Source organism: Micromonospora sp. L32 (assembly GCF_052068055.1).
GTDB classification, from domain to species: Bacteria; Actinomycetota; Actinomycetes; order Mycobacteriales; family Micromonosporaceae; genus Micromonospora; species Micromonospora purpureochromogenes.
In genome coordinates this window covers 86652-112577 of the sequence record NZ_JBQHDD010000004.1, presented here as the reverse complement: position 1 = coordinate 112577, position 25926 = coordinate 86652, and the positions used below count along the sequence as shown (strand labels likewise).

The following is a 25926-nucleotide window of genomic DNA, read 5'->3' as shown; positions in this document are numbered from 1 at the left end:
GCCGTGACGTCAGCGCAGCTCAGCGAGGGTGGCCACCGGGGTGTCGGGGGTGGACCGAGGCGGGACGGTGAACAGCGGGGTGAACAACTGGGCCAGCGGACCGATGGCGAGGGCGTACGCGACGGTGCCGATGCCCGCCGTGCCGCCGAGCAGCCAGCCCAGGGCCAGCACGGTCACCTCGATGCCGGTGCGGACCAGCCGGACCGAGCTGCCCGGACGCCGGGCGACCAGCCCGGTCATCAGGCCGTCGCGCGGGCCGGGGCCGAGGTCGGCGCCGAGGTAGAGGCCGGTCGCGACGCCGTTGGCGACGATGCCGGTGATCAGCAGGCCGATCCGCGCCGGCAGCGGCAGGTCCTCCGGGAGCAGCGCCACGGTGGCGTCCACGGCCAGGCCGATCACCACCACGTTGCTGACCGTGCCGAGCCCGGGCCGCTGCCGCAGCGGGATCCAGAGCAGCAGCACCACCGCGCCGACCAGGATGCTCGCCGTGCCGACCGAGATGCCGGTCTGTCGGGACAGGCCCTGGTGGAAGACGTCCCACGGGTTCAGCCCGAGGCCGGAGCGGATCATCAGCGCCATGCTGACGCCGTAGAGGACCAGCCCGACGTAGAGCTGGGTGAGCCGTCGGACCGGCCGGTGCCGCAGATTGCCAATCGCTGCCATGCATGCCACCCTAGGTGCCAATCGTGGCGAGAGAAGAGCCAATTTGGGAGGGGTGGTCGTGACCAGCCAGGTGCGGGGGGCCCAATTGGCTCGGCTGCTGGGGCAGTGGCACGCGCTGCCGGGCCGCCGTCGCAGCCCGGACTACGCCGCGCTCGCCGCCGCGGTCCGCGGCCTGCTCGCCGACGGCCGGCTCCCCCTCGGGGTACGCCTGCCGGCCGAGCGGGAGCTGGCCGAGGCGCTGCGGATCAGCCGGACCACGGTCACCGCCGCGTACCGGCAGCTGCGCGAGACCGGGCACCTGGCCAGCCGGCGCGGGGCGGGCAGCTGGACCATGCTGCCCGGCACCCACCGGGTGGCCAGCACCGGGCTGTGGACCCCGCTGGACGACCGCGACATGATCGACCTGGGCGTCGCCGCGCTGGCCGCCCCGCCGCAGCTGGTGCCGGCCGCCCGCGCCGCCGCCGAGGACCTGCCCCGCTATCTCGGCGGCGCCGGCTACCACCCGACCGGGATCATCGAGCTGCGGGAGGCGGTCGCCCGGTCGTACACCGCGCGGGGGCTGCCCACCAGCGCCGAGCAGATCATGGTGACCAGCGGTACTCAGCACGCGCTGGACCTGGTGCTCCGGCTGGCGCTGGCACCCGGCGGCAGCGTGCTGGTGGAGTCCCCGACCTATCCGAACGCGCTGGCCGCCCTGGCCGCCCGGCGGGCCCGGATCACCACCCACGGGCTGGCCGTCGACGGGGCCGGCTGGGACGCCGACCTGCTGCTGGGCAGCATCCGCCAGGTCCGACCCAAGCTGGCCTACCTGATCCCCGACTTCCAGAACCCGACCGGTCACCTGATGTCGGCCGAGCTGCGCGAACGGGTGGTCGCCGCCGCCCACACCGCCGGCACCGACCTGGTCGTCGACGAGTCGTTCGTGGATCTCCCGCTGGACGGCACCGAGCTGCCCCCGCCGGCGGCCACCTTCGACCGGCACAGCCGGGTGATCAGCATCGGCGGGATGAGCAAGCCGTACTGGGGTGGGCTGCGGATCGGCTGGGTACGCGCCTCCGCGCCGCAGGTGCAGCGGCTGGCCGCGGCCCGGGTCGGCGTCGACATGGCCAGCCCGGTGCTGGACCAGCTGGTCGCGGTGCACCTGCTCGCCGACGCGCCGACCATCGTCGCCGCCCGCCGGGCCCAGCTCGCCGCGCAGCGCGACGCCCTGCTCGACGCGCTCGCGGAGCGCCTGCCCGACTGGCGGGTCACCGCGCCGCACGGCGGTGTCACCCTCTGGGCCGAGCTGGACGGGCCGATCTCCAGCGCGCTGGCCCGGGCCGCCGAGGAGGTCGGCGTACGCCTGGCGCCCGGCCCCCGGTTCGGCCTGGACGGGACGCTGGAACGCTTCCTGCGGCTGCCCTTCACCCTGCCCGCCGCCGACCTGGTCGAGGCGGTGGGCCGGCTCGCCGCGGTCCGCTACGACCTGGACCGGGCCGGGCGCCCGCAGTGGCGGGAGGCGACGGTCATCGCCTGAGCCCGGCGCGGCGGACCCACCGGGGCCGCCACGCCACGGTCCCGGCTGCCAGACTGTGCGCCGTGACGGACGGCGGTACGACGCGGCGCGCGCCGCGGATGCGGGCCGTGACCGAGGGCGCCTCGGTCACCCCGCTGGAGCTCTTCTTCGACCTGGTCTTCGTCTACGCGCTCACCCAGGTGACCGCGCTGATGGCGAAGGACCTGACCTGGTGGGGCATGCTGCACGGGCTGCTCCTGCTGGCCCTGCTCTGGTGGTGCTGGTGCTGTTACGCCTGGCTGGGCAACACGGTGCGCGCCGACGAGGGGGTGGTCCGGGTGGCGCTGTTCGCGGTGATGGGCACCATGTTCGTCGTCGCGGTGACCATTCCCGAGGCGTTCACCGACCTGCCCGGCGGGCTCTCCGGGCCGGCCGTCTTCGCGGCCGGCTACCTGGTGGTCCGGGTGCTGCACCTGGTGATCTACTGGCGCGCCGCCCGGGCCCGGGACGACGCCGCGCTGCGCCGGCAACTGCTGCGGGCGGCCCTGCCGATGCTGGCCGGGGCCACCCTGCTGTTCACCGCCGCCCTGCTGCCCCAGCAGCTCGCCGACTCCCCGCGCCAGGAGGACGTCATCCGGACGGCGCTCTGGGGACTCGCCCTCGCCCTCGACTACGGCGGCATCATGGCCATCGGCGCGAGCGGCTGGCGGGTCTACTCGGCCGCCCACTGGACCGAGCGGCACGGGCTGATCATCATCGTCGCGCTCGGCGAGTCGCTGGTGGCGATCGGGGTCGGGGTGACCGCGCTGCCGATCTCCTGGCCCATCATCGTCGCCTCGTTCCTCGGCGTCGCGGTGGCGGCGGCGCTCTGGTGGGCCTACTTCGACGTGGTGTCGATCGCCGCCGAGCGGGTGCTGGCCCGGGCCGAGGGCGCCGAGCGGGCCGCGCTGGCCCGCGACTCCTACACGTACCTGCACCTGCCGATGGTGGCCGGCATCATCCTGCTCGCCCTCGGCCTCAAGAAGGTTCTGTCGTACGTGGGCGACGGCACCGAACACGAGCTGACCGACCCGCTGCACGGCATCGGCCTGTACGCCCTCTACGGCGGGGTGATCCTCTACCTCCTCGGCCACCTCGGCTTCCGGCTGCGCAACATGCGTTCGGTCAACCGGCCGCGGGCGGTGACCGCCGTGCTGCTGGTGCTGCTGATCCCGGTCGCCGACCGGCTGCCGGCGCTGGCCGCCCTCGGGCTGCTCGCCGTGGTCTGCGTCGGGATGATCGCGGTCGAGGTGGTGCTCTTCGGCGACGCCCGGCGCAAGCTGCGCGACGCCTTCCTCGCCGAGCGCGGATCCGCCCCGGCGTCCGACCACTAGACCGGCCGCCCGCCCGGGTGGGGTTGCGCCGATCCACACCGGCCGCGCCGGGCCCGCTGGAACACTGCGGGGGTGGGGGCAGCGGACCGGCGGCCGGGTGCGGCGGGCGGCGGCCAACGGTGGTCGCGCAGGGTCCGCCCCGGCGCGCCCGGGTCCCGGACCACCCGGCTCGAGCTGTACTACGACGTCGTCTTCGTGTTCGCCTTCCTCACCGTCACCACGGTGACGTCGAGCCGGCCGTCGGTGGCCAACCTGATCGGCTGCCTGCTGGTGCTGTCGCTGCTCTGGTGGTGCTGGACCGGGTTCGCCACGGTCGGCAACGCGGTCCGCACCGACCGGGGGGTGCTGCCGCTGATCGGCTTCGTCACCCTGGCCGCCACCTTCCTGCTCGCGCTGAGCATGCCCACGGCGTTCGTGGACCGGCCGGGCGGGTTGAACGGCCCGCTCGTCTTCGCCGGTTGCTACTTCGTGGTCCGGATGTCGCAGCTGGCGGTCCTCGGCTGGGTGGAGTGGCCCGACCCGGCCCGTCGCCGGCGGTGGCTGCTGCTGGCCAGCCCGCCGGTGATCGCGACCGCGCTGCTGGTCACCGCCGCCCTGCTGCCGCACCGGTTGGCCGACGGCGCCGCCGAGGGGTGGCTCCGGCTGCTGCTGTGGTCGTCGGCCCTCCTGGTCGAGTACGGGGCGGGCGTGCTGCTGGGCGGCGCGTACTGGGCGGTGCTGTCGGCCGGGCACTGGGCGGAACGGCACGCGCTGATCGTGCTGGTCGCGCTCGGCGAGTCGGTCATCGCGCTGGGCTTCGGCCCGCGGTTCCTCACCGAGCTGCCGCTGACCTGGCCGGTCATGGTGACCGCCGTGCTCGGCATCGCGGTCATCTCGGCGCTGTGGTGGGCCTACTTCGACACCCTCGCCCTGGCGTTGGAGCAGGCGCTGCACGGGACCCGGGAACCCGCCGTGCGGGCGCGCCTCGCCCGGGACGCCTACACCTACCTGCACCTGCCGCTGATCGCCGGGATCATCTTCGTCGCCCTGGGGCTCAAGGACCTGCTGGCCGAGGGTGCGGACCCGAGCACGCCGGCCTGGGGGGAGCCGCTGGGCGGCTTCTGGGTGCTGGTGCTGCACGGCGGAGTGGCCGCCTACCTGCTCGGCCTGGCCGGGCTGGGGTGGCGGGCGTGGGGCGAGGTGCGGTGGGTGCCGCTGGCGACGGTGGTGCTGCTCGCGGCGCTCGGGCCGCTGTCCAGCCGGGTGCCGGAACTGGCCGCGGTGGGGCTGCTGGCGCTGGTCTGCGTCGCCTCCACCGGGGCGCAGACGATGGTCGACGGCCCGCGCCGGCGCCGGACCCGGCAGGTGGCGCTGGCGGAGCAGGAGGCGTCGGAGGCAGAGCAGAGCAGGTGGCGGGGCGAGCGCCTGTGAGCGGACGCCCCGGGTGGCCGTGCCCGGCGGAGGAACCGGCCACGGCCACCCGAGACGGTCAGAGCTCGGCCAGCGTGCCCTCGTACATCTTGTCGATCTCGGCGGCGAAGTTGGTCTCCACGCCGCGTCGCTTGATCTTGAGAGACGGGGTGATCTCGCCGTGCTCGATGGTCAGGTCGCGCGGCAGGATGGTGACCTTCTTGATCGTCTCCCACCGGTTGAGCTTCGCGTTGAGCTGCGCGACGTACTCCTCGACCATGGCCTTCGCCTCGGGGGAGGCCACGACCTCGGCGTAGTCCCGGCCCTCCAGCGGGCCGCCGGCCGTCCAGCCCTTGATCGCGTCCGGGTCCAGGGTGACCAGCATGGTGCAGTAGTTGCGGGCCTGGCCGACCACGATCGCCTGCGAGGTGTACGGGCAGATCGCCTTGAACATGCCCTCGATGTGCGACGGGGCGATGTACTTGCCGCCGGAGGTCTTGACCAGGTCCTTCTTGCGGTCGGTGATCCGGAGGTAGCCGTCGTCGTCGAGGCTGCCGATGTCGCCGGTGCGGAAGAAGCCGTCCTCGGTGAACGCGGCCTTCGTCTCCTCGGGCAGGTTGTGGTAGCCGCGCATCACCGGCGTGCCCCTGACCAGGATCTCGCCGTCGGTGTCGATCCGGCACTCCAGGTCGCCCATCGCCCTGCCGACGGTGCCGATGCGCAGCCCCTCCGGCGGGTTGACGAAGTTGCCGGCACTGGTCTCGGTCAGGCCGTACCCCTCGGAGATGGGCAGGTTCGCGGCGGCGAAGAAGGTGGCGATCTCCTTGCTCAGCGGCGCCGCGCCGGAGACCAGCACCCGCATCCGGCCGCCGAGACGGGCCTGGAGCTTGCTGAAGACCAGCTTCTCGGCCAGCGCGTACTTCAGCTTCAGCCCCGCCGGGACCGGCTGGCCGGCCTGCTCCAGCGCGACCTTCTCCTTGCCGACACGCACCCCCCAGGCGAAGATCTTCGCCTTCGCGCCGCCGGCGCTCTGGGCCGTGGTGACCGCCTTGTTGTAGACCTTCTCGAAGACCCGGGGCGCGCCGCACATCAGCGTCGGCCGGACCACGCCGAGCAGGTCGACCAGCTTGTCGACCCGCCCGTCCACGTACGTCGGCAGGCCGACGTGGGTGGCGCCGCAGAGCAGCGTCTTGCCGAACGAGTGCGACAGCGGAAGCCAGAGGTACTGCAGGTCGTCGTCGCGCAGCAGCCCCATCTCGGCCTGCGCCACGCCCTCCCAGCACCAGCCGCCGTGCAGGAGCTCGACGCCCTTGGGTCGGCCGGTGGTGCCCGAGGTGTAGATCAGGGTGGCCAGGTGCTCCGGGCCGATCGGGGCGACGAGGCGCTCGACCAGGTCCGGCTCGGCCGCCAGCCGCGCCGCGCCCTGCTCCTCCAGCTCCGCGAGGGTGAGCTGGGGTACGGCCGCGGCCGGGTCGACGGCGCCGTCGAAGAGCACCACGTGGGTGAGCGCGGGAAGCTCCGCCCCGGCGATCTTGGCAGCCTGGGCCGGGTTCTCGGCGAAGAGCACCCGGGAGCCGGAGTCGGCGATGATGTAGACCGCGTCCTCGGGCTCGGTGGTGGGGTAGACCGTGGTGGTCGCGCCGCCGGCGCACATGATGCCGAAATCGGCGATCACCCAGTCCAGCCGGGTGTTGGCCAGGATCGCCACCGGATCCTCCTGGCCGACGCCCAGTGCGTGCAGGCCGGCGGCGACCGCCTTGGCCCGCTGGCCGACCTGCTCCCACGTCAGCCAGACGGGGCCGGACTCGTCCGGGCCCGGGTGGGCGAAAGCGTGCCGGTCGGGGCTGGCGGCCACGCGCTTGAGGAACATGTCGGGAATGGAACGGTACGGTACATCGAGAACCATCGCTGTAGCCGCCTTCAGGGGGTGGATGGACGTGACGGGGGTCACGCCGTTCTGCGGTTACCGAAGAGTATTGCCTGCACCCGGGCCTCGGCTAGCCCCGAAAGCTGCGAGCCGCCTGTGTCCCGCGAGGTGGAACGCTCAGGCGTACCGGACGGCTCGCAGCGACCAGTCGTAGGTGGCCCGGATCCAGGACCGGCGGACCTCCAGCAAGGGTGCCATGGCCGGCTCACCGGCCAGCGCCGCCTCGCCGGCGAGGTAGCGGTCCAGCCGGTCGTTGAACAGTCCGGCCGCCGTGCGGACGGCGCTGTCGACGTCCTGCCCGGTGCGGGCCGCGATGACGGTGACCAGGTTGTGCGGGTCGGGCGCGCCGCGCAGCTCCTTGCGGTGCGAGAAGAGGTCGTTGCACCAGCAGACCAGGTCGGTGGTGAGGTCGTCGAGGGCGAGCACCGCCGGGTCGGTGCGCCCTCCCGGGCCCGGCCGGACGTCGTACGCCAGGTCGGTCAGGGTGAGGCTGGGGCGTACGCCGCCGGTGTGCCGGCGCAGCTGGAGGTACTCGGGCAGCTCCGGCACCCGCCGGTGCTGCCGGTTGGCCGCCTCCCAGAGCAGGGCCAGCAGGTACTCGCGCAACTGGGCCACCAGCCGCAGCAGCAGCGCCGGGCGGCGGTGCTCGCGTACCCGCCAGCAGATGTCGGCCAGCGCGGCGCCCAGCGGACCGTCGGCGGGCGCCGCCCCGCCGTCGGCGCCGTGCCGGTCGAGGACGTCCAGCAGCGCGCCGACGGTCGGCGCGAGCCGGCCCGGCTCGGCCCCCAGGTCGTCCTCGTCGCAGCTGTCGTCCACCACGAAGAGCCAGGTGATCAGGTCGGTGAGCAGCCGCAGCCGGTCCACCGGCGCCCGTGGGCAGGCCCGGCCGGCGAGTTCGGCGGCGTCGGCGGCCCGCAGCCGGTGCCAGCGCGGCCCGTCCTCGACCAGCCCGAGGCTCCGGGCCCAGCTCAGGCTTTCCGCGCCGACCCGGCCGGTGGCGGGGTGCCGCCGGGCGGGGAAGGGGGGCTCGTGCAGTCCCGACCCGGCGATGCCGCGCATGGTGCCCCCCTGTCCGCCGCCCGGAACGGGATCGGCGCGCAGAAGAGTACGACACCTCACATTGGCGGGAATCGCTGGGCGCGCATGGTGGGAAAACTCCTCCTGACCGGTTCCACCGGCCGGGAGGTCAGAGGCCGAGCGAGGCGTGGCGGAGCCGGTCGGCGAGGGGAGCGGAGCCGTCGACCTGGACCCGGGCCACCCGCTGCCGGCCCGAGAGGAAGAGCGCCAACTCGCCCGGCGACCCGACCAGCCGGAGCCGTTCGCCGCCCCGCCCCACCGACAGCTCGCCGTGACCGGGCGCCTGCACCAGCAGGTCGGCCGGGAACCGGCGCAACGCCGCCCGGGCCATCAGGGAGGCCCGCTTCCACAGCCGCGCCCGCAGGCCGGCCGGCAGGTCACGCGGCTGCCATCCCGCCGCAGCCCGGCGGACGTCCTCGTGGTGGATGAAGAACTCCAGGGTGTTGGCCAGCTCGTCGGTGAGCGGGTTGCTCACCGGGCTCCACAGCGGCGGGCGGCGCACCAGGCCGACCAGCTCCGCCCAGGGGCGGGCGGCGATCCGCCGGCGCACCCGCTCGGCGTACCCGCGCAAAGGCGGCAGCACGATGCCGCCGGCGGCGTCCGGGCGGCGCTCGCGCACCACCAGATGGGCGGCGAGGTCGCGGGTCGTCCATCCCTCGTTGACGGTCGGTGCGTCCGGTCCCAGCTCCAGCATGAGATCGACGAGCGCCTCGCGCTCCGATCGGGCGTACCGCGGCATGAGGGAGATGGTAGGCGCGCCGGCGGGTGTCGGCGCGCCGGAGCGCGGGCCGTGGTGACCGGGGTGCGCCGGAGCGTGCCGGAGCGCACGTGACGGCGGACATACCGGGTCCGGGTCGGCGGAGGTGGCCGGGAGCGGTAAGGATGAGGGGGAACAGTGCGGCTTACGGCGGGGGACAGTGTGGCGAGCGGGACAAGTCGGGACGTGCTCGGCAGAGGGCTGTGGGTCCTCGGGCGGGCGATCCGGGAACAACCGCGGATCTTCGCGGTAGCGGTGAGCGGCAGCGTGCTCTTCGGCCTCATGGTCATCGCCAGCGCGTACGTGGTGGGCGCGGTGGTCGGCGAGGTGGTGGTGCCGGCCGTCGCCCGGGGCGACGTCGGGACGAGTGCGCTGGTCCTGGCCGCGGCGGCGCTGTTCGGCATCAGCGTGCTGCGGGTGGTGGGCATCTTCGGCCGCCGGCTCGGCGCCGGCTACATGCAGTTCCGCCTCCAGGCCGCGTACCGGCGCCGGGTCACCCGCCGCTACCTCGACCTGCCGCTGGCCTGGCACCAGCGCAACGCCACCGGCACCCTGCTGTCCAACGCAAACTCCGACGTGGAGGCGGCCTGGTACCCGATCGCCCCGCTGCCGTTCGCCGTCGGCACCCTGGTCATGCTGGTCGGGGCGGTCGTCTCGCTCTTCCTCACCGACTGGGCGCTGGCCCTGGTCGGGCTGGCCGTCTTCCCCGCGCTCTTCGCGCTCAACGTGGTCTACTCCCGGCGGATGGCGCCCCGGCAGGCCCGCGCCCAGCGGCTGCGCGCCGAGGTCAGCGGCATCGCCCACGAGAGCTTCGACGGCGCCCTGGTGGTCAAGACGATGGGCCGCGAGGCCGAGGAGACCGCCCGGTTCTCCGCCCGGGCCGGCGAGCTGCGCGACGCGCTGATCTCCGTCGGCCGGCTGCGCGGCGTCTTCGACCCGTTGCTGGAGACCCTGCCCAGCCTCGGCACCCTCGCCGTGCTGGTGGTCGGGGCGTTCCGGCTGCGGGCGGGCGCGATCAGCGTCGCCGAGCTGGTCAGCGTCGCCTTCCTCTTCACCGTGCTGGCCTTCCCGGTGCGGGCCATCGGCTGGGTCCTCGCCGAGCTGCCACGCAGCGTCGCCGGCTGGGACCGGGTCCGCCGGGTCCTGGACGCCACCGGCGAGATGCCGTACGGCGAGCGTCGGCTCGACCGGGCCGAGCCGACACCCGCCACGCTCGCCTTCGCCGGCGTCTGCTTCTCCTACGAGCCGGCCGAGGCGCACCTGCCCGGCACGGAGGTGCTCGGCGAGGTCACCTTCACCGTGCCGGCCGGGAAGACGGTCGCCCTGGTCGGCCCGACCGGCGCCGGCAAGTCCACCATCGCCTCGCTGGCCGTGCGCCTGGTCGACCCGCACGCCGGCACGGTGGCCCTGGACGGCGTCGACGTGCGCGAGCTGGCCGCGGACTCGCTGGCGGCGACGGTCGCCCTGGTCGCCCAGGTGCCGTTCGTCTTCGACGACACCGTACGGGCCAACATCACGCTGGACCGGCCGGGCATCGGCGACGAGGACGTGTGGGCCGCGCTGCGGCTGGCCGAGGCGGACGGCTTCGTCGCCGCGCTGCCCGAGGGGCTGGACACCATGGTCGGCGAGCGGGGCACCTCGCTCTCCGGCGGGCAGCGGCAGCGGCTCACCCTGGCCCGGGCGCTCGCCGGCCGGCCCCGGCTGCTGGTGCTCGACGACGCGACCAGCGCCGTCGACCCGAGGGTGGAGGCGGCCATCCTGGCCGGGCTGCGCGCTCCGACCGGGGGGCAGGGCGCCGCCGCGTCGATCCTGGTGGTCGCGTACCGGCGGGCGACCATCGCCCTCGCCGACGAGGTGATCTACGTGGAGCAGGGGCGGGTGGTGGCCCGGGGCACGCACACCGAGCTGCTCGCCACCGTGCCCGGCTACGCCGATCTGGTGACCGCGTACGAGCAGGCCGAGCACGAACGCGAGCAGAACCGCACGTACGACGAGGTCGCGCCGCTGACCTCGGGCCTGGAGATCGAGGTGGACCGGTGAGCGCGAGGAGTGCAGCGGAGCGGAGCCCCGCAGTCGCGAACGAAAGGTCGGCCCGGTGAGCGCCAGCGCGACAACGGCGGAGCCGGAGCGGCGCGAGGAGCCGCAGGAGCGTCCCGAGACGACCTGGCGGACGCTGCGGCGCGGCCTGGCGCTCTCCCCGGAGCTGCGGATCGGGCTGGCCGGCACCCTCGCGCTGGCCCTGGTGTACATGGTCGGCCGGGTTGCCGTGCCGGTCGCCGTGCAGCGGGGCATCGACGGCGGCATCGTCGGCGGCCTGGACCTGGCCGTGGTGTGGCGGGTGGTCGCGATCACCGCGGCGGTGCTGGTGGTCACCACCGGCTGCGGGTACCTGATGATGCGCCGGCTGTTCACGGTCAGCGAGACCGCGCTGGCCAACGTCCGGACCCGGGCGTTCCGGCACGTGCACGACCTGTCGATGCTGCACCAGCAGTCCGAGCGGCGCGGGTCGCTGGTCTCCCGGGTGACCAGCGACGTCGACCAGATCACCCAGTTCCTCCAGTGGGGCGGCGTGATCCTGCTCGTCAACCTCGGCCAGCTCGTTGTCACCACGGCCGTGATGCTGGCGTACTCCTGGAAGTTGACCCTGGTGGTGCTCGTCGCCTTCGCGCCGGCGGTGCTGGTGATCCGGCAGCTCCAGCGTCGGCTCGGCGCCGCCTACGGCGTGGTCCGGCAGCGGACGGGCACCCTGCTCGGCACGATCGCCGAGAGCGTGGTCGGCGCGCCGGTGATCCGGGCGTACGGCATCGCGGGGCGCACCGCCCGGCGGCTCGACACCGCGATCGAGGGGCAGCAGCACGCCCAGCAGCGGGCGATCCGGATCAGCATCCTGGGCAGCTCGGTGGGAGAGCTGGCCGCCGGCCTGGCGCTGGCCGGAGTGGTGGTCCTCGGGGTGCTGCTCGGCGTGGACGGCTCGCTCTCCATCGGCCAGCTCACCGCGTTCCTGTTCCTGGTCACGCTCTTCATCCAGCCGGTGCAGATCGCCACCGAGGTGCTCAACGAGGCGCAGAACGCCATCGCCGGCTGGCGTCGGGTGCTGGACGTGCTCGACGTCGCGCCGGACGTGGCCGACCCGGGCGAGCAGGGGCGGGAGCTGCCGCCGGGCCCGCTGGACATCCGCTTCGCCGGGGTGACGTTCGCGTACCCGGGCGGCCCGCCGGTGCTGCACGACGTCACCCTCGACATCCCGGCGAAGAGCCGGGTGGCGGTGGTCGGCGAGACCGGCAGCGGCAAGACCACCTTCGCCAAGCTGCTCACCCGGCTGATGGACCCCACCGACGGGCAGGTGCTGCTCTCCGGGGTGCCGCTGGACCGGGTGCGGTTCGACTCGCTGCGCGCCCGGGTGGTGATGGTGCCGCAGGACGGTTTCCTCTTCGACGCCACGGTCGGCGACAACGTCCGCTTCGCCCGCCCCGAGTTGACCGACGCGCAACTCACCGCGGCCTTCACCGAGCTGGGGCTGGCCGACTGGCTGGACGGCCTGCCGTCGGGGCTGGCCACCGCGGTCGGCGAGCGGGGCGAGTCGCTGAGCGTGGGTGAGCGGCAGCTGGTCGCGCTCGCCCGGGCGTACGTGGCCGATCCGGACCTGCTGGTCCTCGACGAGGCCACCAGCGCCGTCGACCCGGCCACCGAGGTACGCCTGCAACGCACGCTGGACGCGGTGACCCGCGGCCGGACCACCCTGGCCATCGCGCACCGGCTCTCCACCGCGCAGGCGGCCGACGAGGTGATCGTGGTGGACCGGGGCCGGATCGTGCAGCGCGGCCCGCACGACGAGCTGGTCCGCGACCCGGAGTCGGTCTACGCCCTGCTCTACGCCTCCTGGCTGGAGCAGACCCGCTGAACCGTTGAGCCGGATCCGGCGCGTCGCGCGCCGGATCCGGGCGGCTCACCGGGAGTAGTGCTCGACCACCAGCTGCTCGTCGCAGATCACCGGCACCTCGTGCCGGGCCGGCTCGCGCAGCAGGGTGGCCCGCAGGCCGGTCAGGTCGACCGACAGGTACGGCCGGCCGGGCCCCTCGTCCGCGTTCGCCCCGGTGGCGGCGAGCTGGAAGGGCGGCAGCTGCCGGCTGCGCTCGCGGACGGCGACCACCTGACCGGGCCGCAGCCGGTACGACGGCCGGTCGACCTTGCGCCCGTCGACGGTGAGGTGCCCGTGGGCGACCAGTTGCCGGGCCTGGTAGATGCTGCGGGCCAGGCCGGCGCGGTGCACCACCGCGTCCAGCCGCCGTTCCAGGAGCGCGACCAGCGTCTCGCCGGTCTTGCCGGCGCCCCGCGCCGCCTCCTCGAAGGCGCGGCGCAGCTGTACCTCGCTGACGTTGTACTGGTGCCGCAGCCGCTGCTTCTCCAGCAGCCGGACCTGGTAGTCGGAGGTGCGCCGGCGGGCTCGGCCGTGCACGCCCGGCGGGTAGGGGCGGCGTTCGAGGTACTGGACGCACTTGCGGGTCAGTGGGATGCCGAGGGCCCGGGAGAGGCGGGCCTTGGGGCGGGGGTGGTTCACGTGGACGTCTCCGCTCGGGTGTTCTAGGCTGCTACTTAGGTAAGCCTAACCTATGCAGGAGGAGCCCCGATGGGACCGAGCCCCGCCGAGATCGTCCGCACCCTGGTCGCCGGTCGGCTGCCCGGTCTGGTGCACCTCGCGCACCGCCCGGGCCCGTACCACGTCCGGCACGCCACCGACCCGGAGGGAGGGGTGCTGATGCTCGTGCCGGTGGTCAGTGACCTCGCCGCCGAGCTGGACCCCGGGGCCGACGACGACGTCGCCGTGGTGCTCGACGTGCTGGACCTGCCCCCGGCGCCGGGCGCGCCGTCGCTCGGCCGGGCCTGGATCTCCGGCTGGGCGGCGCCGCTGCGGGGCGCGGAGGCCCGGCGCGGCGCCGCCGACTTCGCGGCCGTCGACCCGACCGGTGACCTGCTCGACGTCGGCACCCGGTTCCGGCTGCACCGGTTCGAGGTGGTCGAGGCCCGCCTGGAGGGCGCCGACTCCGTGCGCCGCGTCGACCCCGGGGAGTACGCCGCCGCCGAGCCGGACCCGCTGCACGCGATCGAGCCCGAGCTGCTTGCCGACCTCACCGACCACCACGAGGCGCAGGTCACCGCGTACCTGCGCGACCACCTCGACCTGACCGGCGGCCGGCCCCGGGTGGTGCGGCTGGACCGGTACGGCCTGGTGGTCGCGTACGGCGGGCCCGGCGACCGGCGGCGGGCCCGGCTGGCCTTCCCGCACCCGGTGGCCGACCCGGCGGAGCTGTCCCGGCTGCTGCACCCGATGCTCTGCCCGCGCGCGGCCAGCGCCCGCCCGGCGGCCGACGGGCGCTGACCGCTCAGGCCAGGTCGCCGGTGAGGTAGCGCTGCACGGTCGGGCCGAGCGCCGCGACCAGGGTCTCCGGGTCGGTGGAGGCCACCGGCTCCAGCCGGATGACGTACCGCATCATGGCCAGGCCGATCATCTGGGTGGCCACCAGCGAGCCGCGCAGCGGCAGCTCCGCCGGCGGGACGTCGAGGTGGTCGAGCACCCGGCGCAGCACCTGGGTGACCAGGAACTCGCGCAGCAGCCGGGCCGTCCAGTCGTTGTTCACCGCCGAGCGGAGCAGGGCCACCGCCGCCTTGCCGGCCGGCGAGTCCCACACCCCGAGGAACGTCCGGACCAGCCGCTCGCCGACGCCGTCCACCCCGCCGGCCAGCACGACGGGGAGCAGCTCCGCCGGGTCCAGCGGGATCTCGACGGTGGCCCGGAAGAGCTCCTCCTTGCTGCCGAAGTAGTGGTGCACCAGGGCCGGATCGACCCCCGCGGCGGCGGCGATGACCCGGATCGAGGCCGCGTCGAAGCCGCGCTCGGCGAAGGTCGTCCGGGCCGCCGCGAGGATGGCCTGCCGGGTGTCCGGGTTGCCGGGGCGCCGGCCGGTGCGGCGCGGCGTCATCCGCTGCGCCGCCGCAGGGTCGCCGCCGCGAGCACCAGGGCCGCCACCGCCGCGCCGGCGACGATCGCCACGTCCCGCCACATGGTCCCGGTCGGCTCGGCGTGCGCGCCGACCTCCTGCAGGGCCTCGACCGCGTACGACAGGGGGAGCGCGTCGCTGACCGCCTGGAGCCAGCCGGCCATCTGGCCGCGCGGCACGAAGAGCCCGCAGAGCAGCAGCTGCGGGGCGACCACGACCGGCATGAACTGGACCGCCTGGAACTCGGTGCGGGCGAAGGCGCTGCAGAACAGCCCGAGCGCCACGGCCAGCACGGCGTTCAGCGCCGCGACCAGGATGACCAGCCCGGCGCTGCCGGCGGTCTCCATCCCGAGCAGCCAGTACGCCACGCCCGCGGCAATGGTCGCCTGCACGGCCCCGGCCAGCCCGAACGCGATGCCGTAGCCGAAGAGCAGGTCGAGCTTGTGCAGCGGCGTGGTGAGCAGCCGTTCCAGCGTGCCGGTGGTGCGCTCGCGCAGCATCGCGATGCTGGTCACCAGGAACATCACGATGAACGGGAAGAAGCCCAGCATGATCAGGGCGATCCGGTCGAAGGTCGACGGCTGCCCGGGGACGGTGGGCTGGTCGGCGTACATGTAGTAGACCAGGGTCAGCAGCACCGTCGGCACCACCACCAGCAGCGCCACCGTGCGCTTGTCGTGCCGCAGCTGGCGCAGGATGCGCCCGGTGGTGACGGCCAGAATTCTCGCACTCATCACGCCTCCTTGGCGGCGGGCTGCTGGCCCGCCTCGCTCGACCGGATCAACCGCAGGAACGCCTCCTCCAGGTCGTCGACCCCGGTGCGCTCCCGGACCGCGTCGGGAGTGTCGTCGGCGACCAGCCGACCCTCCCGGATCAGCAGCAGCCGGTCGCAGCGGGCCGCCTCGTCCATCACGTGGCTGGACACCAGCAGCGTCGTGCCGGCCGCCGCCATCTCGTGGAACCGGGCCCACAGGTCGGCCCGCAGCACCGGGTCCTGGCCGACCGTCGGCTCGTCGAGGATGACCAGCTCGGGGTCGCCGACCAGGGCGCAGGCCAGCGAGGCCCGGCTGCGCTGCCCGCCGGAGAGGGTGCCGACCAGCTGGGTGGCCGCGTCGGCCAGCCCGACGTCGGCGACCGCCCGGTCGGCGTCGGCCGCGTGCCGGCCCTGCAGCGCCGCGAAGTAGCGGGCGTTCTCCCGGACCGTCAGGTCGGCGTAGACGCTGGGCGCCTGGGTCAGGTAGCCGACCCGGTGGCGCAGGTCGGCCGAGCCGGCCGGCCGGCCCAGCACGGTGACCGTGCCCGAGTCGATCACCTGGACCCCCACCACCGCCCGCATCAGGGTGGTCTTGCCGCTGCCGCTGGGCCCGAGCAGCCCGGTCACCGAGCCCCGGGGGACGGTGCAGTCGATGCCGTGCAGCACCCTCCGCCGGCCCCGGTCGACGACCAGGTCGCGGACCGTGATCGCGTTCTCCACCGCCCACCTCCAAAACTCATCAGCTGTTGAACTCAACGCTAGATGAGATACCCGGACCGACGCAACGGTTGACTTCGAGTGCTCTCGAACTGGAAGCCTGGGTGGCGTGGACATCAGCACGCAGGAACCGGCCCTCTCCGTGGGCGAGGCGGCGGCCCGGGTCGGCCTGACCACCTACACGCTGCGCTGGTACGAGCAGGAGGGGCTCGTCGCCCCGGTCGGCCGGGACTCGGCGGGGCGCCGCCGCTACACCGAGTCCGACCTGGACTGGCTGCTCCTGCTCACCCGGCTGCGCCGCACCGGGATGCCGGTGCGCGACATGCGCCGGTACGCCGAACTGGCCCGGCAGGGCGACCGCACGCTCGGCGCCCGGCGGGCGCTGTTCGAGGCGCACCGGGCCCGGGTGCTGGCCCGGATGGCCGAACTGGAGGAGGACCTGAAGGTGCTCAACTACAAGATCGACCTCTACCGCCGGGCCGAGGAGGGCCGATGATCCGCCGCCGGATGGGGGCCACCGGCCCCGAGGTCTCGGCCATCGGGCTGGGCTGCATGGGGATGAGTTTCGCCTACGGCGGTCGCGACGACGCCGAGTCCACCCGTACCCTGCACCGGGCCCTGGACCTGGGCGTCAACCACCTGGACACCGCCGACATGTACGGCGCCGGCGCGAACGAGCGGCTACTCGCCCCGGTGGTGCGGGCCCGCCGCGACGAGGTCTTCCTGGCCACCAAGTTCGGCAACCGCACCAGCGGCGACAGCTTCGGTGGCACCGGCACCCCCGGCGCGTACGTGGACAGCAGCGCCGCCTGGGCCCGGGAGGCCTGCGACGCCTCGCTGGGCCGGCTCGGGGTCGACACCATCGACCTGTACTACCTGCACCGGCGCGACCCGCGCACCCCGATCGAGGAGACCGTCGGCGCGCTGGCCGAGTTGGTCGAGGCCGGCAAGGTCCGCCTGATCGGGCTCAGCGAGGTCAGCCCGGCGACGCTGCGGGCGGCGCACGCGGTGCACCCGGTCACCGCGGTCCAGATGGAGTACTCGCTGTTCACCCGGGACGTCGAGGGGGAGATGCTGGCCACCTGCCGGGAGCTGGGAGTGGTGCTGGTGGCGTACTCCCCGGTCGGGCGGGGTCTGCTCACCGGGGCGATCAGCGGTCGCGACCAGCTCGCCGCCGACGACTGGCGGGCCGGCGTGCCGCGCTTCGCCGAGGGCAACCTGGACGCCAACCTGCGGCTGGTCGCGGCGGTGCGCGCGGTGGCCGAGGAGATCGGCTGCACCCCGGCCCAGGCCGCGCTGGCCTGGCTGCTGGCCCAGGGCGAGGACATCCTGCCGATCCCCGGCACCAAGCGGGTCCGCTACCTGGAGGAGAACGCCGCGGCGGCCGACATCCGGCTCACCCCGGAACAGCGGGACCGGCTGGGCGCGGCGGTTCCCGCCGGCGCGGTGGCCGGCGAAAGGTATCCCGAGGCATCAATGCGAACCGTGGGGCACTAGCCTCCTGATCGGACACGGTGTCCGTCATCGGACACCGTGTCCGTCATCGGGCATTGCGGCCCGATGGCGCGCAGCGGCAGGATGGCGCGGTGGATCACGCTCCGTTGTTGGCGGGCACCTTCTTCGACGACTGGGCGACCCGGCTGCGCGAGGGCGCCGAACGCCCCGTCGTCGGGATCCTGCTGCGCGGCAGCCACGCCCGACGGGCCGCCACCGCGCACAGCGACGTCGACCTCGACGTGCTCGTCGCCGACGACGACCGCCCCGCCTCGCCGACCTCCGGCGAGACGGGCCGGTCCACCGGCCCCGGCCCCACCCCGTACGCCGCGCGGCAGGCGTACCTGGTCGAGGTGGACGGCCGGCTGGTGCACGTGTCGGTGGCCGCCCGGGACGTCCGCTCCTGGGTGGACCGGCTCGGCGAGCCGGCCGACTGGGCGTTCGGCCTGCCGGTCACCGCGCCGGTCCGGCTGCTCTGGGCGGAGGAGGGCTGGCGGCCCCGGATCGACCTGCCGGTGCTCTGCCAGCCCGCCGGCGAGCCCCGGCTGGAGGAGTTGGTCGCCACGCTGGGCAAGGTGGCCGCCGCCCGCGCCGCCGGCGACCAGCTCGGGGTACGCCTGGCCGCCGCCGACCTGGCCCGGCTCTGCCCCTCGGTGCTGCGGCTGGCCAACCCGAGCGTCCGGGTGGTGTCCCGGCGGGGCGCCTTCGCCGCCGCGCTCACGCTGCCGGTCGCCCCGCCCGGCTACCGCGACGACATGCTGCTCTGCCTCGGGCTGCGCCCCGCCTCCACCGGCCAGCTCGGGGCCGCCGCGGCGCGCCTGGTCGCCGGGGTCCTCCCGCTGGTCCGCCCGTACGCCGACCGGGTCGCGGAGGTGGCCGGGCCGGACCTGGCGGCGGCGCTCGCCGACGGGCGGCTCGACCGCTACGTCGCCCAGCTCGCCCGGCCCGCCCGCCGGGGCGGGTACGCCCCGCAGGTCCCCGCACCGCGTGCGGGACAATGGGTCACTGTGCCCGTGACTGACTCTTCCCCGAGCGACGCCGACGCTGGCGCGGTGCGCCCGTCGCGTCTCGATCCGGCCGTCGCCGCCCGGCTGCGCCGCACCCCCGACGGCCTGGTCGCCGCGGTGGTGCGCCAGCACGACACCGGCGAGGTGCTGATGGTCGCCTGGATGGACGACGAGGCGTTGCACCGCACGCTGACCACCGGCCGGGCCACCTACTGGTCGCGCAGCCGGCAGGAGTACTGGGTCAAGGGAGCCACCTCCGGGCACCACCAGTACGTCCGCTCGGTCGCGCTGGACTGCGACGGTGACGCGCTGCTGGTCAACGTCGACCAGGTGGGGGCGGCCTGTCACACCGGGCACCGCACCTGCTTCTTCACCGAGCTGCCGGTCAGCGGCGCGGGGACCCAGCGGTGAGCGCGGACAGCGGGGCGCGGCCGGACCGCGCCGGCGCGGACGAGAGGCAGGCCCGGCGATGACCGACGGCACCCTGAGCCCCGACCTGGGCAGCTTCACCCAGCTGGCCGCCCGCTGGCGGGTGGTGCCGGTGACCCGGCGGCTGCTGGCCGACGCGGAGACCCCGGTCGGGGTCTACCGCAAGCTCGCCGGCGGCCCGGGCACCTTCCTGCTGGAGTCCGCCGAGCAGGGCGTCGGCTCGGCCGGGATGTCCTGGTCGCGGTACTCGTTCATCGGCGTGCGCAGCGGCGCGACCCTGGTCGAGCGGGACGGCGTCGCGGTCTGGACCGGCCAGCCCCCCGTCGGCGTGCCGTCCTCCGGCGACCCGGTCGAGGTGCTGCGCGAGACCGTCGAGGCCCTGGCCGGCCCGGTCTGGGACCCGGCCAGCGACATGCCGCCGCTGACCGGCGGCATGGTCGGCTACCTGGGCTACGACCTGATCCGGCGCTTCGAGCGGCTGCCCGAGCTGACCGAGGACGACCTCGGGGTGCCGGAGCTGGGCATGATGCTCGCGACCGACCTGGTGGTGCTCGACCACTACGACGGCTCGGCGATCCTGGTCGCCAACGCGGTGCTGCCGCCGCTGGACGCGCCGGATCGGGAGCCGCTGGTCGCGGCGGCGTACCACCACGCGGTGGGGCGGCTCGACGCGATGACCACCGCGCTGTCCCGACCGATTCCGCCCATGATCTCCACCGTGGGCCGACCGCCGGCCGGCGAGGTGGTCAGCCGTACCCCGGAGGGCGGCTACCCGAAGGCGGTCGAGGCGGCCAAGGAGGCGATCCGCGCCGGAGAGTGCTTCCAGATCGTGCTCGCCCAGCGCTTCGAGCGGGACACCCGCGCCGACCCGCTGGACGTCTACCGGGTGCTGCGCACCACCAACCCCAGCCCGTACATGTACCTGCTGCGCTTCGACGGCTTCGACATCGTCGGCTCGTCGCCGGAGGCGCACCTGAAGGTCAACGCCGGTCCGGACGGCCAGCGGCGGGCGCTGCTGCACCCGATCGCCGGCACCCGGCCGCGCGGCGCCACCGCGGACGCCGACACCCGGCTCGCCGCCGAGCTGCTCGCCGACCCCAAGGAGCGGGCCGAGCACGTGATGCTGGTCGACCTGGGCCGCAACGACCTGGGCCGGGTGTGCCGTCCGGGCACGGTGGAGGTGCCGGAGTTCGCCACCATCGAGCGGTACAGCCACGTGATGCACATCGTCTCGACCGTGGTCGGCACGCTGCGCGACGACCGGACGGCCTTCGACGCGCTCGCCGCGACCTTCCCGGCCGGCACCCTCTCCGGTGCCCCGAAGGTGCGCGCCATGGAGATCATTGAGGAGCTGGAGCCGGTCCGGCGCGGCATCTACGGCGGCACCGTGGGCTACTTCGGCTTCGGCGGCGACCTGGACATGGCCATCGCCATCCGCACCGCGCTGATCCGCGACGGGCGGGCGTACGTGCAGGCCGGGGCCGGGGTGGTGGCCGATTCCGATCCCGCCGGCGAGGACCAGGAGACCCGGAACAAGGCCGCCGCGGTGCTCGCCGCCATTGCCGCCGCCGAAACCCTCCGGCCGGCCCGGTGAGCGGCCCGACGAGTGGCCCGGTGAGCGGTCCGGACACGCCCGCCGAGGCGGGTACGCCGGCCGGGTCGGGCCGGCGCGAGTTGACGTACGCGGTGCTGCTCTGCCTGGCCGGGGCGGGCCTCGCCTTCTGGGCGGCGACCCGGACCTGGTCGGTGGAGGTGACCCCGCGCGGATCGCTGCCGTCGGCGCGGCCGGGCCGCACCGGCGCGGACCTGCTGCCGTGGCTGTCGGCGCTGGCGCTGGTCGGGCTGGCCGGGGGCGGTGCGGTACTGGCCACCAGGGGCCGGGTCCGGCGCCTGCTGGGCGGGCTGCTGGCCCTGCTCGGCGCGGCGGTGGCGGCGGGCGGCGGGTACGGGCTGGTCGCCGCGTTCGACGGCGAGGTGAGCCGGCACTGGCCGGCGCTCTGCCTGCTCGGCGGGTTGCTGGCGGCGCTCGGCGGCGCGCTCACCGCGGCGCGCGGTCAGCGCTGGCCGGCGATGGGCGCCCGGTACGAGCGCCACTCCGGCGCCGGGGCGCCGGCGGGGGCCGACGGGCGCCCGGCCACCGAGCGGGGCACCCGCGAGGCGTGGGATGCCCTCGACCGGGGCGAGGACCCGACGGTCAGCTGACCGGCTGGCGCTCGCGGACCTCGCGGCGGTCCCGGGCCGCGGCCCGGGCGGCGGCCAGCTCGGCCACCAGGCGGTCCAGCTCGGCCCGCTGGTCGGCGCGGGCCCGGTCGGCGCAGACCGCCTCCCAGGCGTTGCCGCGCGCGGTACGCACCCGGCCCTCGCCGACCACGGCGCGTTCCAGGGTGTGCACCACGCCGACGGCCAACGAGGCGACGGTGCGCGAAAGGGTGGTCAGTCCGAGGGCGGTGGAGTTCGGCCCGGTCGTGCTCATGAGGTCACCCCAACAGGAGGAGTCCGACGTCTCGGCAGGCGCGTCATCGAGTCTGCCCGGTGGACACGCTGCCCGGCTCACGTTTCACCGTGGTGACGGGCGGATCAACTGTCCGTCGGAGCGAACGACCAGGGTAGGGCCGTTCTTCCTTGACCTTCGTCACAGCATCGACGGGCGTCGCCGTGATGCGGGGACCGGGCGGCCGTGCTCTCATGGTCCATGGGCCACGGTGGATGCTCGCGCGACGACCCGGAGCGGGGCGTAAGGGCCGGTCGATGGACATCGTGGCGCTGCGTGACATCGCGTTCACCGGAAGTCGGCCATCATGCCACAGCCCATTTCGTGAGGAGCGCCATACCCCCGGCACCCGTCGTCACCAGGCGCCCCCTAGCATCGGCCCATGACACCCGGAGAGGGGAGTCCGTTGGTGACTGCTGAGCATGGGCACGCGGAGGGGGACGAGGCCGGTTCGGCGGCGTCCGGAAGCGTGCTCGACGAGATCCTGGCCGGCGTCCGGGAGGACGTGGCGCGGCGGCAGGAGCAGGTTCCGCTGGAGCGGATCCGCGAGCTGGCCGCCGCCGCCCCGCCGCCGCTGGACGCGTACGCGGCCCTGCGCCGGCCCGGGGTGGCCGTGATCGCCGAGGTCAAGCGTTCCTCGCCGTCCAAGGGCCGGCTGGCCGAGATCGCCGACCCGGCCGACCTGGCCGGGCAGTACGCCTCCGGCGGCGCGCGGGCGATCAGCGTGCTGACCGAGGGGCGCTGGTTCGGCGGTTCGCTGGACGACCTGGCCGCCGTCCGGGCCGCCGTCCGGGTCCCGGTGCTGCGCAAGGACTTCGTGGTCTCCAGCTACCAGGTGCACGAGGCGCGCGCGCACGGCGCCGACCTGGTGCTGCTGATCGTCGCCGCCCTCGAACAGAACGTGCTGATGGGTCTGCTGGAGCGGATCGAGTCGCTCGGCATGACCGCCCTGGTCGAGGTGCACGACGAGGAGGAGGCCGACCGCGCCCTGGAGGCCGGCGCGCAGGTGATCGGGGTCAACGCCCGCGACCTGCGTACCCTGGAGGTCGACCGGTCGGTCTTCGAGCGGATCGCGCCCGGCCTGCCCAGCAGCGTCGTCAAGATCGCGGAATCCGGCGTGCGTGGCCCGCACGACCTCATCCGGTACGCCTCGGCCGGCGCCGACGCCGTGCTGGTGGGCGAGGGCCTGGTCACCCAGAAGAGCCCCCGCGAGGCGGTCGCCGAGCTGGTCAACGCCGGCAACCACCCGGCCACGCCCCGCCCGGTGCGCTGAGCCCGCGCCCGGGAGACGTCAGCAGCGAGAGGACACCGCCTTGAGCGAGCGCAGCGAGCGAATCATCCGGCGCGGTGCGCCAGTGCCTCATGGCGTCGCCGACCGTAGGGAGGTGACGGCATGAGCGCCAACGCCTCGGCCCCGGCCGGTCAGCTTCCCGACGCCGCCGGTCACTTCGGCCGCTTCGGCGGCCGGTTCGTGCCGGAGGCGCTGGTCGCGGCGCTGGACGAGCTGGACGCCGCGTACCGCAAGGCGATGACCGACGAGGCGTTCCTCGCCGAGTTCCACGCCCTGCTGCGCGACTACGCCGGCACCCCGTCGCTGCTGTACTCCGCCGAGCGGTTCTCCGCCAAGGTGGGCGCCCGGGTGCTGCTCAAGCGGGAGGACCTCAACCACACCGGGGCGCACAAGGTGCGCAACGTGCTGGGTCAGGCGCTGCTCACCAGGCGGATGGGCAAGAAGCGGGTGATCGCCGAGACCGGCGCCGGCCAGCACGGCGTGGCCACCGCCACCGCCGCCGCCCTGTTCGACCTCGAGTGCGTGGTCTACATGGGCGAGGTCGACACCCAGCGGCAGGCGCTCAACGTGGCCCGGATGCGGATGCTCGGCGCCACCGTCGTCCCGGTCACCACCGGCTCGCGCACCCTCAAGGACGCGATGAACGAGGCCATGCGGGACTGGGTGGCCAACGTCGACGACACCCACTACCTGATCGGCACCGCCGCCGGCCCGCATCCGTTCCCGGAGATGGTCCGGGACTTCGTCAGGGGCATCGGCGAGGAGGCTCGCCAGCAGTGCCTCGACCTGACCGGCGCGCTGCCGGACGCGGTCGCCGCCTGCGTCGGCGGCGGCTCCAACGCGCTGGGCATCTTCCACGCCTTCGTCGGCGACACCGACGTGCGGCTGTACGGCTTCGAGGCCGGCGGCGACGGGGTGGAGACCGGCCGGCACGCGGCCAGCATCACCGGCGGCAGCTCGGGCGTGCTGCACGGCACCCGCACGTACGTGCTCCAGGACGCCGACGGCCAGACCATCGAGTCGCACTCGATCTCCGCCGGGCTGGACTACCCGGGCGTCGGGCCGGAGCACGCCTGGCTGCACGACAGCGGCCGGGCCACGTACGAGCCGGTGACCGACGCGGAGGCGATGGCCGCGTTCGAGCTGCTCTGCCGTACCGAGGGGATCATCCCGGCGATCGAGAGCTCGCACGCGCTGGCCGGCGCGCTGCGGATCGCTCCCCGACTCACCGCCGAACTCGGCCGGGAGCCGGTCATCGTGGTCAACCTGTCCGGTCGGGGTGACAAGGACGTGCACACCGCCGGCGAGTACTTCGGCATCCTCGACAAGGAGTGACAGCGTGAGTCGGATCGGGGTGGCCTTCGACAAGGCCCGCGCCGACGGGCGGGCCCTGCTGGTCGGCTGCATGCCGGCCGGCTTCCCGACCGTCGAGGGCAGCATCGCCGCGATGACCGCCATGGTCGAGGCGGGCGTCGACGTCATCGAGGTGGAGATCCCCTACTCCGACCCGGTGATGGACGGGCCGGTGATCCAGAAGGCCAGTGACATCGCCCTGGCCGGCGGGGTCCGCACCGCGGACACCCTGCGGATCGTCGAGGCGGTCGCCGCCACCGGCGCCCCGGTGGTCACCATGACCTACTGGAACCCGATCGAGCAGTACGGCGTCGACGCGTTCGCCCGCGACCTCGCCGCCGCCGGCGGCACCGGCCTGATCACCCCGGACCTGATCCCCGACGAGGCCGGCGAGTGGCTGGCCGCCTCGGACGCCCACGGCCTGGACCGCACGTTCCTGGTCTCGCCGTCGTCCACCGACGCCCGGCTGAAGATGACCGTCGAGCACTGCCGGGGCTTCGTCTACGCCACCGCGATCATGGGGGTCACCGGCGCCCGGGCGCAGACCTCGGAGGCCGCGCCGGTCCTGGTCTCCCGGCTCCGCGAGGTCACCGACCTGCCGGTCGGCGTCGGCCTCGGCGTGGGCACCGGCGCCCAGGCCGCCACGGTCGCCGGCTACGCCGACGGCGTGATCGTGGGCAGCGCCCTGGTCCGCTGCGTGCTCGACGCCCCGGACCCGGCCGCCGGGCTGACCGCCCTGCGCACGCTCAGCGCCGAACTCGCCGAGGGCGTCCGCCACCCCGTCCGCTGACCCGCACCGCCCCCGTCGCCGCCGCCTGTCCCGGCGCCCCGGCTTCCTGTCCCGGCGCCCCGGCTTCCTGTCCCGGCGCCCCGGCGGCCCGTCCCGGCGCCCCGGCGGCCCGTCCCGGCGGCCCGTCCCGGCGCCCCGGCCGCCCGTGCCCGTGGCGGTGTTCCCTGACCGTGCCCGCGCCCTCGCGACCGGGCCGGTGTTCGGCGACGGCCGGCATGATCGACACCGTTTGCGGCGTGTCGCGGTATCCCGAAGCCGGGACACCGCGACACGCCGCAAACGGGGAGGCGTCCTCGGGCGCCCGGTCAGGGAGTGGGCCGGACGGCCGACCCGGTGCGCGGCGCGGGCGGCACGGAATCGCCCGCCCGGGACTGCGGACCCACCGGGGTCGTCGTGGCCGGGTCGGGGCGCAGGTCGCGCAGCACCCCTGAGCACCCGGCCCGGGCGTCGGCGACGGCGGCCCGGGTGACCGGGGTGACCTCCGCGGGCAGCCGCTCCGGCAGGTGCCAGGAGAGCGTGCAGCCGGCCGGCGGCGTCTCGGCCGCGTCCCGGCCGGTACGCGCCCGGAACACGTGCACCAGGACGTCGGGCTGCGGGTCCGGCGTCGACGGCCCGCCGCAGGGCGAGCCGCTGAGGTGGTAGAGGCCGACCAGATCGACGATATCGACCGCGAACCCGGTCTCCCGCCGGACCTCGCCCGCCACCGCTGCGGTCGGGCACCCCGGCCGGTGCAGCCGCCCACCGGGCAACGCCCACCGCCCGCCCCGGTCGCGCCGGCACAGCAGCACCCGACCGGCCTCGTCGGTCAGGACCGCGGCGACCGCCCAGGTGAGCGTGCTCATGGACAAAGAGCGTACGGGCCGGCAAACCGGAAGTCAGCCGGCGCGCGAACCTCGCCGGACCGGGGTGCCGCGGATGCGGTC

At 74.7% G+C, this 25926-nt stretch carries 24 protein-coding genes and 1 pseudogene; 15 read left to right on the top strand and 10 right to left on the bottom strand.

Annotation, left to right across the window (positions count from 1 at the left end; translation table 11 throughout):
- Positions 1-9 precede the first annotated feature (9 nt).
- Positions 10-663 (bottom strand): membrane protein YczE, encoded by a 654-nt coding sequence (gene yczE / locus ACTMTB_RS12390; RefSeq protein WP_441145168.1) that lies wholly within the window; start codon positions 661-663, stop codon positions 10-12.
- Between the two features lie 58 nt (positions 664-721).
- On the opposite strand from yczE, the gene yczR reads away from it, so the two are divergent.
- From yczR to ACTMTB_RS12375, 3 genes are all read left to right on the top strand, one after another.
- Positions 722-2179, top strand: coding sequence for a MocR-like transcription factor YczR (gene yczR / locus ACTMTB_RS12385; RefSeq protein ID WP_441145166.1), 1458 nt, complete (start codon positions 722-724; stop codon positions 2177-2179).
- 62 nt (positions 2180-2241) lie between these two features.
- Positions 2242-3531, top strand: a complete 1290-nt coding sequence (locus ACTMTB_RS12380; RefSeq protein ID WP_441145164.1) for a low temperature requirement protein A — start codon at positions 2242-2244, stop codon at positions 3529-3531.
- A gap of 72 nt (positions 3532-3603) precedes the next feature.
- Positions 3604-4941, top strand: coding sequence for a low temperature requirement protein A (locus tag ACTMTB_RS12375; RefSeq protein WP_441145162.1), 1338 nt, complete (start codon positions 3604-3606; stop codon positions 4939-4941).
- Positions 4942-4999: 58 nt separating this feature from the next.
- On the opposite strand, the gene ACTMTB_RS12370 is transcribed toward ACTMTB_RS12375, so the two are convergent.
- The 3 genes from ACTMTB_RS12370 to ACTMTB_RS12360 all read right to left on the bottom strand — a co-directional run bounded on the left by ACTMTB_RS12370 (position 5000) and on the right by ACTMTB_RS12360 (position 8663).
- Positions 5000-6826, bottom strand: a complete 1827-nt coding sequence (locus tag ACTMTB_RS12370; protein WP_441145160.1) for an AMP-dependent synthetase/ligase — start codon at positions 6824-6826, stop codon at positions 5000-5002.
- A 138-nt stretch (positions 6827-6964) separates the two neighbouring features.
- Complete coding sequence (locus ACTMTB_RS12365; protein ID WP_441145158.1) at positions 6965-7906, bottom strand: terpene synthase family protein; 942 nt, start codon at positions 7904-7906, stop codon at positions 6965-6967.
- Positions 7907-8033: 127 nt separating this feature from the next.
- Positions 8034-8663: a TIGR03085 family metal-binding protein gene (locus ACTMTB_RS12360; RefSeq protein WP_441145156.1), complete on the bottom strand. Its 630-nt coding sequence runs from the start codon at positions 8661-8663 to the stop codon at positions 8034-8036.
- 180 nt (positions 8664-8843) lie between these two features.
- Between ACTMTB_RS12360 and ACTMTB_RS12355 the strand changes: the two genes are divergently transcribed.
- Positions 8844-10721, top strand: coding sequence for an ABC transporter ATP-binding protein (locus ACTMTB_RS12355; RefSeq protein WP_441145154.1), 1878 nt, complete (start codon positions 8844-8846; stop codon positions 10719-10721).
- A gap of 55 nt (positions 10722-10776) precedes the next feature.
- A complete protein-coding gene (locus ACTMTB_RS12350) occupies positions 10777-12582 on the top strand; it encodes an ABC transporter ATP-binding protein (RefSeq protein ID WP_441145152.1) in 1806 nt (601 codons plus the stop codon).
- A 45-nt stretch (positions 12583-12627) separates the two neighbouring features.
- On the opposite strand, the gene rpsD is transcribed toward ACTMTB_RS12350, so the two are convergent.
- Positions 12628-13239, bottom strand: a complete 612-nt coding sequence (gene rpsD / locus ACTMTB_RS12345) for a 30S ribosomal protein S4 (RefSeq protein WP_357614690.1) — start codon at positions 13237-13239, stop codon at positions 12628-12630.
- Between the two features lie 69 nt (positions 13240-13308).
- Between rpsD and ACTMTB_RS12340 the strand changes: the two genes are divergently transcribed.
- Positions 13309-14058, top strand: coding sequence for a DUF2470 domain-containing protein (locus ACTMTB_RS12340; protein WP_441145149.1), 750 nt, complete (start codon positions 13309-13311; stop codon positions 14056-14058).
- Between the two features lie 4 nt (positions 14059-14062).
- On the opposite strand, the gene ACTMTB_RS12335 is transcribed toward ACTMTB_RS12340, so the two are convergent.
- Genes ACTMTB_RS12335 through ACTMTB_RS12325 form a run of 3 tightly spaced genes read right to left on the bottom strand, consistent with a single transcriptional unit; the run spans position 14063 to position 16151 of the window.
- Positions 14063-14659 (bottom strand): TetR/AcrR family transcriptional regulator, encoded by a 597-nt coding sequence (locus tag ACTMTB_RS12335; RefSeq protein WP_441145148.1) that lies wholly within the window; start codon positions 14657-14659, stop codon positions 14063-14065.
- A complete protein-coding gene (locus tag ACTMTB_RS12330; protein WP_441145146.1) occupies positions 14656-15411 on the bottom strand; it encodes an ABC transporter permease in 756 nt (251 codons plus the stop codon). Before ACTMTB_RS12330 ends, ACTMTB_RS12335 begins: the two co-directional genes overlap by 4 nt.
- A complete protein-coding gene (locus tag ACTMTB_RS12325) occupies positions 15411-16151 on the bottom strand; it encodes an ABC transporter ATP-binding protein (protein ID WP_441145144.1) in 741 nt (246 codons plus the stop codon). The genes ACTMTB_RS12330 and ACTMTB_RS12325 overlap by 1 nt, the downstream gene beginning before the upstream one ends.
- A gap of 106 nt (positions 16152-16257) precedes the next feature.
- Here ACTMTB_RS12325 and ACTMTB_RS12320 point away from each other — a divergent pair, with 106 nt between their 5' ends.
- The 6 genes and pseudogenes from ACTMTB_RS12320 (at position 16258) to ACTMTB_RS12295 (ending at position 21280) form a co-directional block, all read left to right on the top strand.
- Positions 16258-16644, top strand: coding sequence for a MerR family transcriptional regulator (locus ACTMTB_RS12320; protein ID WP_088961162.1), 387 nt, complete (start codon positions 16258-16260; stop codon positions 16642-16644).
- On the top strand, positions 16641-17645 hold the full coding sequence (locus ACTMTB_RS12315) for an aldo/keto reductase (RefSeq protein ID WP_441145141.1): 1005 nt from the start codon (positions 16641-16643) through the stop codon (positions 17643-17645). The genes ACTMTB_RS12320 and ACTMTB_RS12315 overlap by 4 nt, the downstream gene beginning before the upstream one ends.
- A 17-nt stretch (positions 17646-17662) precedes the next feature.
- Positions 17663-18481: pseudogene (locus tag ACTMTB_RS12310) on the top strand (phosphoribosyl-AMP cyclohydrolase); the annotation flags it as partial.
- A gap of 168 nt (positions 18482-18649) precedes the next feature.
- A complete protein-coding gene (gene hisI / locus ACTMTB_RS12305) occupies positions 18650-19060 on the top strand; it encodes a phosphoribosyl-AMP cyclohydrolase (protein WP_441145899.1) in 411 nt (136 codons plus the stop codon).
- A 58-nt stretch (positions 19061-19118) separates the two neighbouring features.
- The gene (locus ACTMTB_RS12300; RefSeq protein WP_441145138.1) at positions 19119-20672 is read left to right on the top strand and encodes an anthranilate synthase component I; all 1554 of its coding nucleotides are present in this window, start codon (positions 19119-19121) and stop codon (positions 20670-20672) included.
- Positions 20673-20692: 20 nt separating this feature from the next.
- Positions 20693-21280, top strand: a complete 588-nt coding sequence (locus ACTMTB_RS12295) for a Trp biosynthesis-associated membrane protein (RefSeq protein WP_441145136.1) — start codon at positions 20693-20695, stop codon at positions 21278-21280.
- On the opposite strand, the gene ACTMTB_RS12290 is transcribed toward ACTMTB_RS12295, so the two are convergent.
- The gene (locus ACTMTB_RS12290) at positions 21273-21551 is read right to left on the bottom strand and encodes a hypothetical protein (protein ID WP_154943793.1); all 279 of its coding nucleotides are present in this window, start codon (positions 21549-21551) and stop codon (positions 21273-21275) included. The genes ACTMTB_RS12295 and ACTMTB_RS12290 overlap by 8 nt on opposite strands.
- Before the next feature lie 487 nt (positions 21552-22038).
- On the opposite strand from ACTMTB_RS12290, the gene trpC reads away from it, so the two are divergent.
- From trpC to trpA, 3 genes are all read left to right on the top strand, one after another.
- Positions 22039-22842, top strand: coding sequence for an indole-3-glycerol phosphate synthase TrpC (gene trpC / locus ACTMTB_RS12285; protein WP_238451801.1), 804 nt, complete (start codon positions 22039-22041; stop codon positions 22840-22842).
- A gap of 120 nt (positions 22843-22962) precedes the next feature.
- Positions 22963-24195, top strand: a complete 1233-nt coding sequence (trpB, locus tag ACTMTB_RS12280) for a tryptophan synthase subunit beta (protein ID WP_441145134.1) — start codon at positions 22963-22965, stop codon at positions 24193-24195.
- A gap of 4 nt (positions 24196-24199) precedes the next feature.
- A complete protein-coding gene (gene trpA / locus ACTMTB_RS12275) occupies positions 24200-25003 on the top strand; it encodes a tryptophan synthase subunit alpha (RefSeq protein WP_154943786.1) in 804 nt (267 codons plus the stop codon).
- Positions 25004-25308: 305 nt separating this feature from the next.
- On the opposite strand, the gene ACTMTB_RS12270 is transcribed toward trpA, so the two are convergent.
- Positions 25309-25845, bottom strand: coding sequence for an NUDIX hydrolase (locus ACTMTB_RS12270; RefSeq protein ID WP_441145132.1), 537 nt, complete (start codon positions 25843-25845; stop codon positions 25309-25311).
- Between the last annotated feature and the right edge of the window lie 81 nt (positions 25846-25926).